The following is a 19,012-nucleotide window of genomic DNA, read 5'->3' as shown; positions in this document are numbered from 1 at the left end:
TTATTTTATAATAGGTCTAAAATTTAGCTTATTTTATTATATTAGGTTACAAGCTTGACTACACATCATATTAAAAGGCATTGGTAATGCACTACAAATTGTAGGACAAAGTGTTTTACCAGCGGCACAAGCTTCTTTGCATATTCTTTGAGCATCTCCAGGTAAAAGGGTACAAGTCATATCACATAAGAAACCATTTGGAGATACACTATTATCCATAGGAGTAGTATAGAATGAATTTCTAGAAACTGGTTTTGCTTGAAGTGGTAATTTCATATTAATTCACCTCCTTTCAAAAAAAATTTAAAAGGTGAACTTATCTACATAAAGACTTACAAATCTCTCTTGCTATAGCACTTTGTAAATTATTACAATTAATTAAGCAATCTTCATAAGTTGATATTTGGTTTGGTTTTATTCCTTTATCTTTTAATGAAACTTGTGTTAAATTTCTTACAACTGGTTTTGCTTGCATTGGTAATTTCACAAGAATACCCCCTTTACAATTTCATTAGATATTAGAGATTTAGTATGCTTCCCATGAACGTACAGTACCTATTGAAACAGGAACTACATCACTAACATCTAATGTAAAGAAATAAACATGTCTTGCTTTTTCAAGTCTATCTTCTGGATGGAAAAGTGTTAATTTTATATCCCAACAATCAGAATTTGGTCTGCAAATTTTACTAGGCTCTGCTTCTATAGTATCAAGTGCTAGTCCTTTTAATATTGCATCTTCAAGGACTTCTTGAATTTGTGCTAAATTTGTTCCAGTGTAATTTAATGCACGTTCTTGAGATGTTCGTCCTAAATTTCTTAGTTCATAATATACACGTTTAAGGAAATTTGACATAGCATCTTTTATTCTATCAAATTCTTGCTTAGCTTTTAGATCTAATTGATTTGTAGGAGTTTCCATTATTGATTCAACTAATTTTGTAACAGACCAATTATACATTCCTCTTAATTCAGGTATAATAACAGGAACTGTATATCCATTCATTAATGTTATACTTCCTGAAATAATTCCAGGGATGGAAACAATATCACTAATGCCATTAGCTGTATCTTTAAGAAAACTTCTTAAAATTTTATATGATTCATAACCAAAAGGACCTATAGGTTGAATTGCATAAATTGGAGTAGATTCTTGATTTAAAGTCCATATAATTGAAGAAGCATGTGCTGGATTTTCATTAAGATATTCTAATAATTGTTTAGGATCATAAGGATTTGGTGTAGGATTATAACTACTACTCATCATTTGAATAAATGAGTCACGTCTAGCTTCGCTACTAAAATCATAACTTATACTTCCTAATGCATAAACAAGTGAAGGAGCAGAATCACCAAAAGGACATCCACAACCAGATAATTCAATACTGTCCCCTTGTAAACTTTTACTAGATTTATTAGAGTTATTTAAATTTGTATTGTTAGTTTCTTCTGAAACTGAAATATTTTTTGTATTATTATTTTCATAATCCATAATATTTGAACTTCCTTTCATTTTAAATTTACTTTTATCAAATTTAGATATTAAAAAAGTATTATTTTTATTCTTTAAATTTATCTGTTTTGATATTTCTTGCAAAGTACCAGAAATGTTTAATATTCCAGCTAAACAACGATTAGTTTCTGAATTTTTATTTAAATGACAAGGTAAAGCGTTGTTTAAAATAGAATCTCTTATTGCTAAAGCATTAGGTTTTATACCATTTTGTATTTGATAGCTCAAAAAAAGAGCTATAATTCCTGTTACAATAGGTGCTGCAAAACTTGTTCCACTGTTTGGAGTGGTTTTATTATCAGGAGCAGCGCCTAAAATATTTTCTCCAGGGGCAAGAATTCCTTGAAGTTGATACGCATCACCCCAATTACTATAATCTTTAGGTACTCCATTAGAATCCATAGACCCTACAGCAAGTACTGATGGAATTGAGGCTGGTATATGAAGACATCTACAACCATCATTTCCAGCAGCAGCAACAATAAGAACCCCTTTTTTATCACATATTTTAATTGCGTCCATTAAATGATAGTTGGCATTTTCACTATGCACAAGTTGTCCACTACTAATATTTATAATATTAGCACCAAGTTCAACTGCCTTTAAAATTGCAGCAGCTAAATCTTCTTGAGTGCATTTTATGGAATTATTTCCAAAATTATCCGAGTAGATTGGTATTAGAATACCCTTGCAATTTGGAGCTATCCCTGGAACACCACATGAATGTTGTCCAAAAATTATACTGGTAACATGAGTACCATGTGATGTAGCTGTTCCTTTCACTGTACTTTTATTATTCAAAAAATCTATGCTTTTTATATTAGATTTTTTAAAACAATTATGGGATAAATCAACTGAGCCATCTAATATAGCAATAGAAATATTAGGGTCTCCCATAGTTAATGTCCATAGATTTCTTAAATCTTTTTCAATAATGCCATAGGACTTTAAAGTACTATCTTCATTATTAAGAGATAAAAAATTAGCTTGTCCAATAAATTCCACATTCTTTTTAACGTCATTTGGTAATATTTGTGACATTTTTTTTAAAACTTCATTAATTTCATATTCTGTTGTTTCCCTTGATAAACTAAAACGCAAACTGGAGCATATTTGAGAATCAGTCAATCCCATAGCTTTTAAAACATGAGAATTTCCTAAATGGTTATTTGAGCAAGCTGAACCATGAGAAACATATATTTTATTTTGAGAAAGCTTATCAAGAAGATCTTTACCACGTATTCCTGAAAATTGAATATTTGTAGTGTTGCATAAACGGGTTGATTCATATCCATTTATTAATGCAGTAGGCATAATTTTAATAATACCTTGTTCTAATAGGTCTCTACATTTTGTGATATTAGGGATAAACTTATCCATTGTATTGGAAATAATTTCACAGGCTTTACCGAAACCAACTATAGTAGGTAATGATTCTGTTCCACTACGTTTACCATTTTCTTGTCCACCACCGTGTATTAATGGAGCAATTTTATTCATATCACGTATATATAGGGCACCACAACCTTTAGGACCATGTATTTTATGACCTGATATAGTAAGAAGGTCTATATTTAAATCATTTACATCAATAGGTATTTTACCTACTCCTTGAACAGCATCACAATGAAAAAGTATATTGTATTTTTTTGAAATTTTGCCGATTTCTTTTATTGGGAAAAGTACTCCAGTTTCATTATTTGCGAACATGATTGAGATTAATGCTGTATTTGGATGAGATTTTATAACTTCTTCTACCTGATTTGGATATAATAGACCATTATGATCTACTGGAAGGTAAGTTACTGTATGTCCATTTTTCTCCAAATAATTAAAATTTTCTAATACAGAAGAATGCTCAACCATAGAAGTTATAAAGTGATGCTTTTCTTTTAAAGTTTCAGCAAATCCCTTAAGTGCAAGATTATTGCCTTCTGTTCCTCCAGAGGTAAAAATAATATTTTGAGATTTACATCCTAGTAATTGCGCTACTTTTGTTCTAGCCTTTTCTAATTCAAGTTTTGAATATTTCCCTAATTCGTGAGAGCTAGATGGGTTTCCATAATTATCATTTAATATGGGAAGCATTTCATTCATTACCTGAGGGAAAATATGTGTAGTTGCGTTATTATCCAAATAAATAGGATTCATTTCATTTACACATCCTTATAACTAAATGTTTTGAGATAATCTATTAGTACTTTATGCAAATAAGTAATAAAAAGTTACGACCAATTCTTAATGAAAATAAAATATAATTTTGAAAATTCAAGATTATATTTCATATATAAAAAAGCAAACTGTGCTTAAATACTATAGTTTAGGATTATTTCATTAAGTATACAATTAAATTTAAAAATATATACAATATGCAAAGTTTACAGTTTATTAATAAATTATGTATAATTAAAATACAATAATGTATTTATTTTACATTACAAATAATAGATAATATATTTAAAGGTAAAACTAAATAAGGGGAATTTAAAGAATGAATAGTGATAAGGTTTATATAGCTTATACAATTATATTTATAATTGTGTTTTCAAAATTTTATAAAATTTATGACTTTCCACAAAGAATAATAAGTAAAATGAATATTAAAAATGAAATTTTAATATTAGCTCTTATTATCTTTATACCAATTATATTGTATATTTTGGTGAATTTTGTATTAGAACAAACCTTAAAGATACAAAATTTTAATAATGACATATTTACTGCTTTGATTATGGGATAGATGTGGAGTATGGTTATTAATTATAAAAAATATAAAACTAACATGATTGACGTTAAAAAAATAAATGATATTATATAAATATAAATTTAAAATAGATAGATTTCAAAAGTAAAGCGAGGGAAGTTTGTGAGTGTTTAGTATCTTAAATAATTAATTGAATATTAATTTCTAAAAATTGGGTATTTTACCTTTATTTGTTGTGAAATTAATTAAAATTATTAAGATACAAGTCTGCAAATTTACTCATTGTGAAGGTGTTTAAAAATCATTTTTAAATATCTTTAAAAGTGTTAATTTAAAGCTGTGGTGTATCCATGGCTTTTTTTATTGAAAAAATGAAGTCTATCATGCAAGGTGAGTAAAAAATATAGAAGACTTGTTGATATTATTTATTTCAATCAATAAATTATTTATTGATTGTTTAAGAGGAGGAGTATTAACAAGATGAATAAAGAAACATTAGAAAAATTAAATTATCACGAGTTAAAAGAAATAGTTAAAGAATATTGTGTTAGTGGTTTAGGAAAAATTTTATTAGATAAACTAGAGCCTAGTAATAGCTTAAAGCAAGTAAATAGAATGTTAGATGAAACATCACAAGGGAGAAATCTTTTAGATGCAGGATATCATATACCATTAGAAGGAATATTTAATATTACAAATTATATAGAAAAAATAGAAAAAGGTGCTGCTTTAGAGCCTTCGGATTTAACAACTATATCTGACTTTTTAAGAGGGTGTAGAAAGGTGAAAATATTTATAAAAGACAAGGAAGGATATGCACCTACATTAAGTGCCTATGGTGATAATATATCTGATTTAAGTTATATAGAAGAAGAAATAAATTTATCAATTAAAAGTAATAGAGTAGACTCAAATGCTTCAAGGGAATTAAAAAAGATAAGACGTCATATTGAAAGTTGTGAAAGTAAAATAAGAGAGAAGCTTGAAAAATTTTTAAAATCAAGTAGCAATAAAAATTATATACAGGAATTCTTTATAAGTGAGAGAAATGGAAAGTTTACAATTCCTATAAAGGCTGCTTATAAAAATAGTATAGAAGGAAGTATAATAGAAACATCACCAAAGGGTACTACAGTGTTTGTTGAATTAGCATCAATTCAAAAGTATACAAGTGAACTTGCTGTTTTAAAATCAGAAGAGGATGTAGAAGAGTATAAAATATTAGCATTATTAACAAATATGATATTTGAAAAAATAAAAGAATTAAAGATGAATATAGATGTTATATCAGAGTATGATATGATTTTTGCAAAGGCTAAATATAGTAAAAGCATAAATGGTGTAAAGCCTTTAATGAATAAAAATGGATATATTAATATAGTAAAGGGAAAATATCCATTATTAAAAGATAGTGTCCCTTTAGATTGTAACATTGGTAAAGATTTTAGAACTCTAATTATAACAGGACCTAATGCAGGAGGGAAAACTGTTGTTTTAAAAACTATTGGATTGTTAACTTTAGCAGTTCAATCTGGGTTTCATATAGCAGCTAAAGATGGAACGGAAATGGCTGTTTTTAATAAGGTATTTGTTGATATAGGAGATAATCAGAGTATAGAAAACGCTTTAAGTACTTTTTCATCTCATGTAAAAAATTTAGCTGCAATTTTAAAATTAAGTGATAAATCAACACTATTATTATTTGATGAAATAGGAAGTGGAACAGAACCAAATGAAGGTGCAGCATTAGCCATATCTATACTAGAGGAGTTTTATCATAAAGGATGTATAACGGTAGCATCAACTCATTATGGTGAAATTAAAAATTTCTCTTTTAATCATCCTGATTTTGAAAATGCAGCTATGGAATTTAAATGCGATACTTTAGAACCGCTATATAAATTGCAAATAGGCAAATCAGGAAATAGTAATGCTTTATATATAGCCGAAAAAATGGGAATAGATAAGCCTGTAATAGAAAGAACTAAAGAATATATAAAAAATAAAAACTACAATTATGATTTTCTAAGAAGTAGTAAAATAATTAAAAATGAAAAAGAAGCTAAAAGAGAATATAATTGTGATTACAAAGTAGGAGATAAAGTTTTTATAATAGATGACAATGAGTATGGTATAGTATATAAGGAAAAAGATGAATTTAATAATCTAATTATTTTTATAAATAATAATTTAAAAGAAATAAATTATAAGAGGATTAAGTTAGAAATAAAGGCAGAAGAATTATATCCAGAAGGATATGATTTAAATCAAATATTTGTATCTTTCAAAGAAAGAAAGTTAGAAAAAGATATAAAACGTGGATCTAAAAAGGCTTTAAAACAAATACAAAAAGAAATGAAAAGATAATGAAGACTTCACCAATGCTTTTTATAGTATTGGTGGAGTTTTTATATTTACAAATTATCAATAAAAATTAATATCTATAATGTCGTTTTATATTATAATTATATTTGTATAAAATTATGTATTAATTTACGGAAAGTATTCGATATTACTGTTGAACAAGTGATAATAATTTAATACTGCAAAAGAAGACCTTCTTATGAGAAGATTATCTATAAATATTGAAATATTGTATAATTTTAAAATTGAAGAATTGACTTGTAAAATAGGAAAAGTAATGTCTTATAAAAGTAGAATATTCACGTAGGTTAAAACTTCAAATTAGAAATCTATATAAGGAATAGTTAAAAATAAAATAAATTTAAGTGTTATTATATTAAAGGGAAAATAGAATTGAAAGTATTGAGAGGAGTAATTTATGTATAAAGTTTTAATTGTTGAAGATGATTTAGTAATTGCAAAGTCACTTAAAAGCTGTTTAAGTCAATGGAATTATGATGCAGAGTTTGTTGTAGACTTTAAGGATATTAATAAGCAATTTATTGAGTTTAATCCACATCTAGTTCTGTTAGATATATCGCTACCATTTTTTAATGGATATCATTGGTGTACTGAAATTCGTAAAATATCAAAGGTTCCTATTATTTTTATTTCATCTATGTCTGACAATATGAATATTGTTATGGCTGTAAATATGGGAGGCGATGATTTTATTGCCAAGCCATTTGATTTAAATGTTATTATTGCAAAGGTGCAAGCGTTGTTAAGAAGAACATATTCTTTTAGTGGACAAATGAATGTAATTGAGCATAATGGAGCAGTTTTAAATATTAGTGATACAACTATAGAGTATAAAAATTCTAAAATTGAACTTACTAAAAATGAATTTAAAATAATTCAAATTTTAATGGAAAATGCAGAAAAAGTGATTTCTCGTGAAGATATTATGAAAAGGTTATGGGAAAGTGATAGCTTTATTGATGATAATACTTTAACTGTTAATGTTACGAGATTAAGAAAAAAGTTAAGTGATATTGGACTTATTGATTTTATTAAAACTAAAAAAGGTATAGGATATATGGTAAATTAGTTATGGAAAAAAAACGTTTTTATGTATATTAATTTCGTATATTAAAGACCATATAAAAATCATATTTATATATAGTATTTTTATTATGATTTTCATTGCAGTATTTTCTTTGTATTCTTTAGAACTTGAAGCAATAGTATATTCATTTTTATTATCATGTACTGTTGCTATTATATTTATAGTATATGATTTTATTAAGTATTATAAGAAGCATAACCAATTATATGTTTTAAAAAAACAAATTACTATTAGTTTAGAGAAAATGCCTTTAGCAAAAAACTTAATTGAAAAGAATTATCAAAATATTTTAGTAGAACTTTATAATAACAAGATAGAGATGAATTCAAAAGCAGACATGAAGCGTACAGAAATGATGGATTATTATAATCTTTGGGCACATCAAATTAAGACACCTATTTCTGCAATGAGATTATTGCTACAGATGGAAAAAAGTGAAGGAAACAAAGAATTATTAGCAGAGCTTTTTAAAATTGAACAATATGTTGAAATGGTTTTAGGTTATTTGAGAATTGAAAATGCATCATCAGATTTAGTTTTAAAAAATTGTGATTTATCTAAAATTATAAAACAAGCAGTTAGAAAACATGCTAACACATTTATCAGAAAGAATATATCTCTTGAATTTAATGAAATAAATTGTACTGTTTTAACTGATGAAAAGTGGTTAGTCTTTGTAATTGAACAAATATTATCTAATGCTTTAAAATATACAAATGAAGGCAAAATAACTATATATATGCATAAGTCTAATGAAAAGATTTTGATTATTGAGGATACAGGAATAGGAATTGCTAAAGAAGATTTACCACGAATATTTGAAAATGGTTATACTGGGTATAATGGGCGTATGGACAAAAAGGCGACAGGTATTGGATTATATCTTTGCAAAAAAATATTGAATAAGTTATCACACAAAATAATAATTACTTCTGAAATAGGGGTAGGTACAACAGTTAAAATTGATCTTTTTTCAGCTAAAACTATGTTTGAATAATAAGGTGCTTACAAAAGTGTAAGGTTAGATAGGAAAATGCAAGGCTAAATTGTGGCATTGTATTTTCTTTTTTTTATAATAAAAACATAGAAGATATTGAATTTAAGTAGATTAAATTCTAAAAAATATTTTATGCATAATCAAATAAAGAATAGACGGTTAAATTTAAGTTCTTAAGTTTAGGTTTGAAAATAATAGGTTTAAATGTTATTTAGGAGGAGTTTCTTATGAAGTTGTTAGAAGCAAACAATTTAAAAAAAATATATATGACAAGATTTGGTGGGAATAAAGTACAAGCATTAAAAAATGTAACATTCTCGGTAGAAAAAGGTGAATATGTAGCTATTATGGGTGAATCAGGTTCAGGAAAGACTACTTTACTTAACATATTGGCATCTTTAGATAAACCAACTAGTGGTGAGATTTTATTAAATGGAAAAAACATTGTATCTATAAAAGAAAGTGAAGTTGCTACATTTCGTAGAGATAACTTAGGATTTGTATTTCAAGATTTTAATTTACTTGATACATTTTCTTTAAAAGACAATATATTTTTACCACTTGTTCTATCAGGAAAATCATACAATGAAATGGAAAGTAGATTAGAGCGTATTGCAAATAAGTTAGGTATCAAGGAAATATTATCGAAATACCCTTATGAAGTTTCTGGCGGACAAAAGCAAAGGGTAGCTGTTGCACGAGCTATTATTACTAATCCGCAACTTATTTTAGCAGATGAGCCAACAGGTGCACTTGATTCAAAGGCTACAGATCATTTATTAAAAATGTTTTCAGAAATAAATGAAGGAGGTCAGACAATTTTAATGGTTACTCATAGCATTAAAGCTGCAAGTCATGCTAGTAGAGTATTATTTATTAAAGATGGAGAAGTGTTCCATCAGATATATAGAGGAATAATGTCTAATGAGGAAATGTTTGAAAAAATCTCCAATGCATTAACAATAATTACCAATGGAGGGGATGTAAATGAGTAGAATGTTTTATCTTAAATTAGCAATAAGTAATATTAGAAAAAACAGCAAAACTTATATCCCATACATTATTACGTGTATATGTAGTATTATGATGTTTTATATTATGAGCTCTATTTCAAAGAACCCGGGATTATACCAAGTTCCAGGATCAGATAGTTTGAAAAGTATGCTTTCTTTTGGAACAGTTGTAATTGGTATTTTTTCAACTATATTTCTTTTTTATACCAATAGTTTTTTAATAAAAAGAAGGAAAAAGGAAATTGGGTTATACAATGTGCTAGGGCTTAGTAAGAAACACATTGCGAAGGTTTTATTTTTAGAAAATATTTTTATTGCAAGTATTAGTTTCATATTTGGACTAACTGGCGGAATTATTCTTGATAAGTTTATGTTCTTGTTATTTTTAAAGGTGCTTAATTTCCCAGTAGCTTTCGGATTTTATATTTCAAAAATATCTATAGTAAGAACATTAATTCTTTTTATAGGAATCTTTTTTATGACACTAATGGCAAATTTATTTGAAATTAAAAGATCTAATCCAACTGAACTTTTAAAAGGTGGGCAGCATGGAGAAAAAGAACCTAAAACGAAATGGATTATGACAATTATAGGTGTTGTAGCACTTGGGGCTGGATATGGAATAGCTTTATATGTTAAATCACCACTCTCAGCTTTACAATTGTTTTTTACTTCTGTTATTTTAGTTATTATAGGAACCTATGCGCTTTTTACAGCAGGAAGTATTGCTTTATTAAAGCTTTTAAGAAGAAATAAAAAGTTTTATTATAAAACAAGCAATTTTGTATCTGTTTCTGGAATGATATATAGGATGAAGCAAAATGCAGTAGGTCTTGCTAACATTTGTATTTTAAGCACAGCAGTACTTGTTATGCTTTCAACAACGGTTTCTTTATATGTTGGAGTGGAAGATGTTTTAAGAAATAGATATCCAAGAGAAGTTTTAATAAATACATCAGAAGTTGAAAAAAGCCAACGTGAAAAAATAGATAGAATTGTAGATAGTGAAATAAAAGAAAATAATATAGTAGCAAAAAATAGGGTAAATTATTTAGAATATACTATTCCATGTGTAAAAGAAGAAGACAAATTTTTAGTCATAAAAGATGATTTACTTGATTCAGATGTTTGTTTTATAAATGCTGTTCCACTTTCAGATTACAACAGATTAGAAAATAAAAATGTAAATCTTGGTGATGATGAAGTTATTATTTTTTCAGAAGGAAAGAAGAAATATGGAAAAGATAGTATTACTATTAATGATAAAACTTATAAAGTAAAAGAAGAGATAGATAAATTAGAAAGTATATCGGGAAGTTTTACGGATATAGTAGAGTCGTATACAGTGATTTCAAAAGATATCAACAATATTTGTGAGCTTAATAAAAAGCGTAAAGGATACATAGTTGGATTTGATGTTAATGGAAAATCAAATGATATGATTACAATTTCAAATAAATTAAATAAAAAATTTGATGAAAATAATATGGCTGTTACTGCCGAGAGTATAGAAAGTAATAAAAAAGATTTTTTATCTTTATATGGAGGATTGTTCTTTTTAGGAATTTTTCTTGGCATATTATTTTTAATGGCAACAGTATTAATTATTTATTATAAACAGATATCTGAAGGATACGATGATAAAGAACGATTTGAAATAATGCAAAAAGTTGGTATGAGTAAGGTTGAAATAAAAAGAACTATAAGAAGCCAAGTTTTAATGATATTTTTCATACCAATTACTTTTTCAGTAATTCATATTGTTTTTGCATTTCCTATAATCACGAAGTTGCTAGCAGTTTTCATGTTAACAAATGTAGCATTATTTAGAATAACTACGTTAATAACAATTTTAGTTTTTACAATTATTTATTTTATAATATTTGCTCTAACAACAAGGACTTATTATAAAATTGTTGAGGAATAAATAAAAAGTAATTATATAAGGCATATGAAAAGAAATAAAAGAATATTGGTCTATTATTTATATGATTATGCCTTATATAAGATGATAATCATATTTAAGCCTTTGAAGTTCAAGGGCTTTTTTTCTATATTGAATGCCATAGGTTATACCTATGATTTTAAAAAGTTTATAGTTATGAATAGAAAAAATAAAACCTCCATTGTATACCAAAATTAAGTATAGTGCAATTTATGAAGTAATTGGAATGAAAAAACTCACTTAGAATATATGTAGATATAATAGGAAATAAAGAAATTGACCATTTAAAGAATAACATGTCAGTAGTGTTTGATAGATAATTATAATATTCTTAAGTAGCATTAAAAATAGCTAAAAATTGGTGGTAATTTACCATTTGTTAACAATCTAAAGTAATAACATTAATATCTATAATGTTATTTTATATTATAATTATATTTGTATATCACTAGGGTGCAATTTTTTAAATGTTTTTACAAAGTTATATAAAGCATGTGGTTATAAAAGCAAGTGTAAATCTAAAATATAAGAAATAAATATGCTTGCATTAGAGGAAAAATAAAAATGGATTTTTAAAAGAAATTAGTAGGTGAAATGAATTTGATGAGGTGTTTATGGACATATTGAATTGCGAATTTAAAGAATCAATTATATGTAAAACATTATAAGAATATAATAAAATATTGACTTATAATTTTATAGATAAATGTATAAGGTGGTGTAAAAATGAGAGATTATATATTGCAATATTGTACTGTAAATAAAATGCTTCAAGCAAAGACCAGAATGACTAAGTCAGCTATGCTTTGCTTGGAGCTAGATAATTGTTAGTAGCTGTAACAAACAAGCTCCGATAAGATATGTAAGCTTACTTTTTCATAGGTCTTTGCCTTAATTAATAGTATTAAGGGGGGCAATGAGTATGAAATATGTTAAAGCGTATGAGGTTTTACCAGAGGAGATTATAGAAGTAATTCAAAATTATATAGATGGAGAGTATTTATATATACCAAGAAAAACTGAAAATGAAAAGTCTTGGGGAGAAAAAAGTGGAGCTAAAAAAATGCTAAAGGAAAGAAATTCTCAGATTTTAAGAAAATATAATAAGGGAATTAAGGTTACACAGTTAGCTAAGGAATACTTTCTATCAGAACAAAGTATACGAAGAATCATAAGTAAAGAAAAAAGAGAAAATTTACTACAAAGTGGTTAATTTAAAATATAAAAAAGTCCTATCATCAAAACTATTAAAGGTATTGATGATGGGGCTTTTTTTATATCAAATTTGATACAGAATAGTTTTGGATATATATAATTTTAGTTAAAGTTAATAAAATTAATATATAGAGAGTAAAAAGTGGGGGCTATTATTATGACTAAAAATACTAAAGTAATAAATGAAATAAAAGAATTTTTTAAAAGCGTTTCAAGAAAAATATATAAAAAATGATTCGAATAATATTGAAGAGTTCATTAAAGAATTTTTTATTGACGAAGATAATACAAGTCTTTTAGGAGTAGGAGAAAAAAAGTTGGTATTTTGGATTATCTCAAATAGAAAATGCAATTAGAATTTATTGGAGTGATAAAAATAGTTATTTAAAGAATATTGATTTAGATATAGAAAACTCTGTAATAAATGCAGAAGAAGATGTAGCTTGCATAGCAATTAGTGGAAAAAGTTTAAATAACATCAGTGAAGAAAAAGCTTCAAATATTATGATTGATAGGTTATCAAATATATTAAATGCAAGAGAAATATCAAAAGCTGATTTAGTTCAATTTTCAGATCAAATATCAAGAAGTTTATATGATATAAGTTTAGGTGAAGAATATGTATTTCCTTTTAGAACAACATTTATTACAGTTAAAGATAATTCTAAATGGAAGATAAAACACATGAAAATTTCATTTGGAGGAGCAAGAGAGGATTTAATAATTGATGATGCAAGCATTGAGGATGAGTTTAAAATACTTCCAATAAAAAATAAAGAAGATAAAGAAGTAAATGAAATTGAGAAAGTATTAGAAATTTTACAAGAAAGTTATGACAAAAGGGATGCATCACTTGTTGACTATTATGGTGAAAAATTATTTCATCATGATGAGAATTTATATATATTTGGAACCGATAATGGAGAAAATTTTCATGGGTTTGAAGAAAGTAAGGAATTATTAGAATGTGACTGGAAATATTGGGGGGACTTTAATGTAAACAAAGAAAATGCATATATTTCAGTTTTAGGGGATATGGCTGTTGTTATTTCAAAGGCATTTATAAAATTTAAGTTTTTAGAAAAGACTGTTTGTACTTGGCCAAAATCTAACTTTGAATATTTTATACGAGAGAATAAAAAGCAAAAAGAGTTATTACAAAACATGTTATTTTCAATAAATATGTCATTAAACTGTCTAGAATCTTATAATGAAAACTCAATTTGTCCTATGAGATTTCTTGGTGTATTAGTGAAAAAAGAAGGTAAATGGAAATTTAATCACATGCATTTTTCAGATATAGTTGAAGGGCTTCCAAGTGAAAGAATTATTAAATAATATATTGATTTAAAAAATATAATTATTAAAAGAGGTGAAAAATGAGCGATAAAGAGTTTAGTAGTTATAAAATAAGTGAATTAGAAGAAAAAATAAAAGATGGAGACATAAATGCAATAAATAAGTTTTGGGAATATGTGAAAAAACATGGTGCTCCATTAATTGAAAAGGTTCATGGAGATAAGGAAAATGTATTAGTTACTTATATATATAAACAGACAGAACCTATAGAAAATATATTAATATTTGGTTCTTTTCCAGGATATAATTATGAAGAAAATTTGATGAAAAAATTATTAAATACGAATGTTTGGTTTAAAACATACAAAGTTAGAAATGATGTTAAGTTTAAATATAATTTTTATTAAATTATAAGAGCAGGCAAAAAGATTTATATAAAAATTCTATTACTGATCCATTAAATCCTAATAATATATCTTTTATTAGTGAAGAGGTTGGAGAAGATGATTATATATATTCAATATGAAAGTATGTAAGGCTTATGGGAGTAAACCATTTTTAGAAATTATTAAATTAGGGAATCTAAAAAATTCCTTTGAAGAGGAAAGTATAAAATATGTTATAGAATGTATAAGGGAATGGATACTGGATATAGAAGAAAAGTTAATATGATATATAAGACGGTGAGTGTACATGACATATTCAAAAGAAATATTTAAATATGATTTAGAAGAATGATATACCATTGCAAGAACAGAAAATCAAGTGTTTTCTAAATATTATAAAATTTATTAAATAAATAATTAATTTGAAAAAAGTTATGATAATGTTTGTTCAATAACACTTGTATATGATAAACATACTAAAGATTTAGTAGGATCTATTTAGAAAGAGTGGCCATTAATTTGTCAAATTGCTGTGAAACCAGGTTACTCAGGTAGAGGAATTGGTACCAATATGATAAAAAAAGCACTTACTATGTTAAATGAAGAATATTTAGCTATTAGATTGTATGTAGATATAGGGAATAAGGCAGAAGATTTATACTATAAACTAGGCTTTTTAAAGGGAAGCGAATTGATTAATATGAAGCTAGTAGAAAATTTGATTGGAGAATAATGATATGAATTTTGAATTTGTTCCAATGAACTTAGAGTATGCAAAGGAAATAATTAATAATTGGAATTATGAAGGTAAATATAATATATATAGTTATGTTAACGAAAAAGAATTTTTATTAGATAAAGAAACGTGGGGATTAGGAAGGTTTGCAGTTTTAAATGAAAAAAATGATATTATAGGTGAGTTAACAATAGAATTTTTTAGAGAAAATAGTGAAGATGAAGAAGATGAGGGGTATGTTAAACATGAAATTGTAAAAAACACTCTTGAAGAAAAATATGAAATGTGGGTTGGTTGGGGATTAAAACCAGAACTTTGTGGAATAGGATTAGGAAAAAAGTTTGTTGATGCATGTGTAAAGTTTGCATTAAAAGAATATGATTACAATGGGGAATACATTAGATGTGGCGTTGCTGAATTTAATAAAAGAGCAATAAAAGTTTACGAAAGAGCAGGGTTTAAAGTCTTTAATACATCAGTAGGAGAAATAGAGAAAAATGAGTATAGGATTTTAAGTATGAGAAAAAAGATTAATATGGAATAGGAAAGGAAACACTATTATTTTTTGTTTTAATATAAAAGTGTTTTATAGGGTTTAAATTTAATATTTAAAATTAGATACTTCTAAACATATTTCAGTGACGTCCTGTATAGGCAGTCGCGAAACCCGTCCTTGGGTTTCAATCCTAAAAATGTTAAAAAACCTCATAAGAATTTCTAAGTTACAATTAAAAATCATATTTGAAACCCTATATATGCAAATATTAAATCATGGATAATATGATTTTTATAAATTATAAAAGAATTAAATTTAGGAGAATGTTATGAGATTTGAAGATTTTAAATATAAAAGGGTGGATATAGAAGAAGCTAAAAGAAAAGTTCTTAAGTTAATAGAGGATTTTAGAAATAGTGATTCTTATGAAAATCAATGTTTTGTAATAAATGAAATTAATGAAATTAGAAATGAATTTATATCTATGAAAGTTATTTGTGAATTAAGAAAATGTTTAGGCGTAGATAATGAGTTTTATAGTAAAGAAATGGAGTATTATGCAGATGCTGAACCTATTATGGATGGATTAATTTGCGAATATTATAAGGCTTTAGATAGTTCGAAATTTAAAAAAATGATTAAGTGTAGATATGGGAATCAACTTTTTGATTTGGCAAAAATGAAGATGAAATGTGTTTGTGATGAAATAATAGAAGAGTTACAAGAAGAAAATAAGATTATGGTTGATTATTTTGAGCTATTTAACAAATTAAAAAGTAGAAAAAAATTTGATGGAAAATTTATTGGAATATATGAGTTCAATGAATATATAAACTCTGATTTAAGAGAAATAAGAAAAAGTGGATATGAAGCTCAAACAGAAATATATATAGAAAATGAAAATGAGATACAAAATCTGTTTGATAAACTTGTAAAAGTAAGAAATAAAATGGCTTTAAAAATGGGATATGAAAATTTTATTGATATGGGATATGCACGTATGAAAAGAGTGGGTTATGATAAAAATATGGTATCTAACTTTAGAAAACAAATACTAGAGTATGTTGTTCCATTAAATAAGGAACTTGCAAAGCGTCAGGGAAAAAGAATTGGTGTAGATAAATTAAAATATTATGATGAGATTATACAATTTAAAAATGGAAATTCTCAATTAAATATAAAAGAAAAAGATATTATAAAAAAATTACAAAAGGTGTATGAAGAAATATCAGATGAAACGAGAAAGTTTTTTAAATATATACTTGAAAATAATCTTATTGACATTGAAAGAAGAGAAAATAAGGAATCTTTTGCATTTTGTGAGTATATTTTTAGATATAAAGCTCCATTCGTATTTTTAGTGTATAACGGAGTTACAGAGGATTTAAATTCAATTATTCATGAATTGGGACATGCATTTCAATTATATTTATGTAAAGATTATGATATACCAGAATATATAATTCCATCTGAAGATGTTGCAGAAATATGTTCTATGAGTATGGAATTTTTAATAGAACCATGGATAAAAGAATTTTTTGATAAAGATATAGAAAAATATAAGTTTTATCATATGGTTAATCAATTATATTTATTAACTTATATTGTTATAGTAGATGAATTTCAACATTTTGTATATGAAAAACCAGAGGCTACATATGAAGAACGTAATAAAATTTGGAGAAAGCTTGAGATGAAGTATATCCCATATAGAGATTATGGGGAAAATGATTTTTTAAATAAAGGTGGATACTGGCTAAGACAAGCTCATATTTTTGTAGATCCATTTTATTATATTGATTATGGATTGGCACAAATAGTTGCATTTAATTTTTGGTACAAATCTAAATTAAATAGTAAAGAAGCTTGGAATGACTACATGAAAGTATGTGAAGCTGGGGGAAGTAAATCATTTTTAGAAATTATTAAATTAGGGAATCTAAAAAATCCCTTTGAAGAGGAAAGTATAAAATATGTTATAAAATGTATAAGGGAATGGATACTTGATATAGAAGAAAAGTTAATATGATATATAAGGCGGTGAGTGTACATGACATATTCAAAAGAAATATTTAAATATGATTTAGAAGAAGGATATACTCTTGCAAGCGCAGAAAATCAAGTGTTTTCTAAATATTATGGAATTTATTATATAAATAATTCATTTGAAAAAAGTTATGATAATGTTTGTTCAATTATTGATAGAGATGATAATTGTTTTTGGATAATAAAAGATGATAAAAAAGTTGGTGGGGTTATTATTGAACCTAATTTTATAGAAGGGTTATTTTTAATTCCACCCTGTTTAGATGAAGGTATCATACTAAAAAAGCTTAAAGAAGTTTTAGTTGAGTGGTCAGATATATCTAAACCTATTGAAGCTTCTGTAGTTAATCTACATCAAATTGAATCTTATGAAAGTATAGGATTTGTAAGAGTTGAAAGTGGACGTTGGATGATACGACCAACGGAAGTCTTTGATATTACTTGGGAAAATGATTTTTATGTTTGTTCACCTAATAAAGAAAATGAATTGGAAATGGGAAAAGTTTTATATGAAGCATTTGAAAATAATGAAGGATTAAATTTTAATTATAGTTTAGAGGAGTATACTTCATGGGTTAAAGAGTATTTTGATGATAATTTAGGAAAAGGTATTTTAAATAAAGCATCAACACTTGTATATGATAAACATACTAAAGATTTAGTAGGGCTTTGTTATATATCTATTTGGAAAGAGTGGCCATTAATTTCTCAAATTGCTGTGAAACCAGGTTACTCAGGTAGAGGAATTGGTACTAATATGATAAAGAAGGCACTTACTGTGTTAAATGAAGAATATTCAGCTATTAGATTGTATGTAGATATAGGGAATAGGGCAGAAGATTTATACTATAAGCTAGGTTTTTTAAAGGGAAGCGAATTAATTAATATGCAGCTTATATAAGTGATAAAAAGAAGTTGAAGTAGTAAGTTTGAAATACTGTTTATTTATAATATTATATTGAAGATTATTAAAAACACAAAAACAATATAAACACCGAGTACATAATGATAAAACGTTACTTTTTACATTATTACTTGGTGTTTTAAATTTAATTGTGAATTATACCATTTTACCTATTCTTTTATTCCAAATAAAGAGAGACGTTCCTAAACAACACAAAGTAATGAGTAAAACAATATATATATTATTAAAATTATAGGAGCCTGCCAAAATATAGTATCCAATTTCA

At 26.1% G+C, this 19,012-nt stretch carries 17 protein-coding genes; 14 read left to right on the top strand and 3 right to left on the bottom strand.

The genetic code is table 11. The features are described from left to right. Positions 1 to 36: 36 nt before the first annotated feature. From CSGHG_RS18320 to CSGHG_RS23660, 3 genes are read right to left on the bottom strand one after another with little or no spacing between them, the layout of a single operon-like run. On the bottom strand, positions 37 to 276 hold the full coding sequence (locus tag CSGHG_RS18320; protein WP_010299410.1) for a hypothetical protein: 240 nt from the start codon (positions 274 to 276) through the stop codon (positions 37 to 39). A 40-nt stretch (positions 277 to 316) separates the two neighbouring features. After that, the gene (locus CSGHG_RS23480; RefSeq protein WP_155844795.1) at positions 317 to 487 is read right to left on the bottom strand and encodes a hypothetical protein; all 171 of its coding nucleotides are present in this window, start codon (positions 485 to 487) and stop codon (positions 317 to 319) included. A 39-nt stretch (positions 488 to 526) separates the two neighbouring features. Then, positions 527 to 3,649 carry a PatA/PatG family cyanobactin maturation protease gene (locus CSGHG_RS23660; protein WP_207635880.1) on the bottom strand — a complete coding sequence of 1,041 codons (3,123 nt, stop codon included), beginning with the start codon at positions 3,647 to 3,649 and terminating at the stop codon, positions 527 to 529. A 355-nt stretch (positions 3,650 to 4,004) separates the two neighbouring features. Here CSGHG_RS23660 and CSGHG_RS18305 point away from each other — a divergent pair, with 355 nt between their 5' ends. The 14 genes from CSGHG_RS18305 to CSGHG_RS21405 all read left to right on the top strand — a co-directional run bounded on the left by CSGHG_RS18305 (position 4,005) and on the right by CSGHG_RS21405 (position 18,723). Further along, positions 4,005 to 4,253 (top strand): hypothetical protein, encoded by a 249-nt coding sequence (locus CSGHG_RS18305; RefSeq protein ID WP_010299405.1) that lies wholly within the window; start codon positions 4,005 to 4,007, stop codon positions 4,251 to 4,253. A gap of 444 nt (positions 4,254 to 4,697) precedes the next feature. Beyond that, on the top strand, positions 4,698 to 6,584 hold the full coding sequence (locus CSGHG_RS18300; RefSeq protein ID WP_010299402.1) for an endonuclease MutS2: 1,887 nt from the start codon (positions 4,698 to 4,700) through the stop codon (positions 6,582 to 6,584). A 415-nt stretch (positions 6,585 to 6,999) separates the two neighbouring features. Then, a complete protein-coding gene (locus tag CSGHG_RS18290; protein WP_010299398.1) occupies positions 7,000 to 7,671 on the top strand; it encodes a response regulator transcription factor in 672 nt (223 codons plus the stop codon). Between the two features lie 85 nt (positions 7,672 to 7,756). Then, complete coding sequence (locus CSGHG_RS18285) at positions 7,757 to 8,686, top strand: sensor histidine kinase (RefSeq protein WP_081496355.1); 930 nt, start codon at positions 7,757 to 7,759, stop codon at positions 8,684 to 8,686. A 227-nt stretch (positions 8,687 to 8,913) separates the two neighbouring features. Continuing rightward, complete coding sequence (locus CSGHG_RS18280) at positions 8,914 to 9,681, top strand: ABC transporter ATP-binding protein (RefSeq protein WP_010299392.1); 768 nt, start codon at positions 8,914 to 8,916, stop codon at positions 9,679 to 9,681. Beyond that, the gene (locus CSGHG_RS18275; protein ID WP_010299386.1) at positions 9,674 to 11,626 is read left to right on the top strand and encodes an ABC transporter permease; all 1,953 of its coding nucleotides are present in this window, start codon (positions 9,674 to 9,676) and stop codon (positions 11,624 to 11,626) included. Before CSGHG_RS18280 ends, CSGHG_RS18275 begins: the two co-directional genes overlap by 8 nt. Before the next feature lie 940 nt (positions 11,627 to 12,566). Then, the gene (locus CSGHG_RS18265) at positions 12,567 to 12,857 is read left to right on the top strand and encodes a CD3324 family protein (protein ID WP_010299384.1); all 291 of its coding nucleotides are present in this window, start codon (positions 12,567 to 12,569) and stop codon (positions 12,855 to 12,857) included. A 506-nt stretch (positions 12,858 to 13,363) separates the two neighbouring features. Further along, positions 13,364 to 14,197 carry a hypothetical protein gene (locus CSGHG_RS18255; protein WP_010299381.1) on the top strand — a complete coding sequence of 278 codons (834 nt, stop codon included), beginning with the start codon at positions 13,364 to 13,366 and terminating at the stop codon, positions 14,195 to 14,197. 41 nt (positions 14,198 to 14,238) lie between these two features. Next, a complete protein-coding gene (locus CSGHG_RS18250) occupies positions 14,239 to 14,565 on the top strand; it encodes an esterase (RefSeq protein ID WP_010299378.1) in 327 nt (108 codons plus the stop codon). 115 nt (positions 14,566 to 14,680) lie between these two features. Further along, positions 14,681 to 14,830 (top strand): hypothetical protein, encoded by a 150-nt coding sequence (locus tag CSGHG_RS23475; protein WP_010299375.1) that lies wholly within the window; start codon positions 14,681 to 14,683, stop codon positions 14,828 to 14,830. A 231-nt stretch (positions 14,831 to 15,061) separates the two neighbouring features. Next, positions 15,062 to 15,277: a GNAT family N-acetyltransferase gene (locus CSGHG_RS22885; protein WP_081496354.1), complete on the top strand. Its 216-nt coding sequence runs from the start codon at positions 15,062 to 15,064 to the stop codon at positions 15,275 to 15,277. A 4-nt stretch (positions 15,278 to 15,281) separates the two neighbouring features. Then, positions 15,282 to 15,824, top strand: coding sequence for a GNAT family N-acetyltransferase (locus CSGHG_RS18235; protein WP_010299371.1), 543 nt, complete (start codon positions 15,282 to 15,284; stop codon positions 15,822 to 15,824). Between the two features lie 280 nt (positions 15,825 to 16,104). Beyond that, positions 16,105 to 17,805 (top strand): M3 family oligoendopeptidase, encoded by a 1,701-nt coding sequence (locus CSGHG_RS18230; RefSeq protein ID WP_010299368.1) that lies wholly within the window; start codon positions 16,105 to 16,107, stop codon positions 17,803 to 17,805. A gap of 21 nt (positions 17,806 to 17,826) precedes the next feature. After that, the gene (locus CSGHG_RS21405; protein WP_010299366.1) at positions 17,827 to 18,723 is read left to right on the top strand and encodes a GNAT family N-acetyltransferase; all 897 of its coding nucleotides are present in this window, start codon (positions 17,827 to 17,829) and stop codon (positions 18,721 to 18,723) included. The last annotated feature ends 289 nt before the right edge of the window (positions 18,724 to 19,012 follow it).

The sequence above is a fragment of the Clostridium senegalense JC122 genome (assembly GCF_000285575.1).
Classification (GTDB): domain Bacteria; phylum Bacillota; class Clostridia; order Clostridiales; family Clostridiaceae; genus Clostridium_J; species Clostridium_J senegalense.
This window is presented reverse-complemented; position numbering and strand designations above follow the sequence as displayed.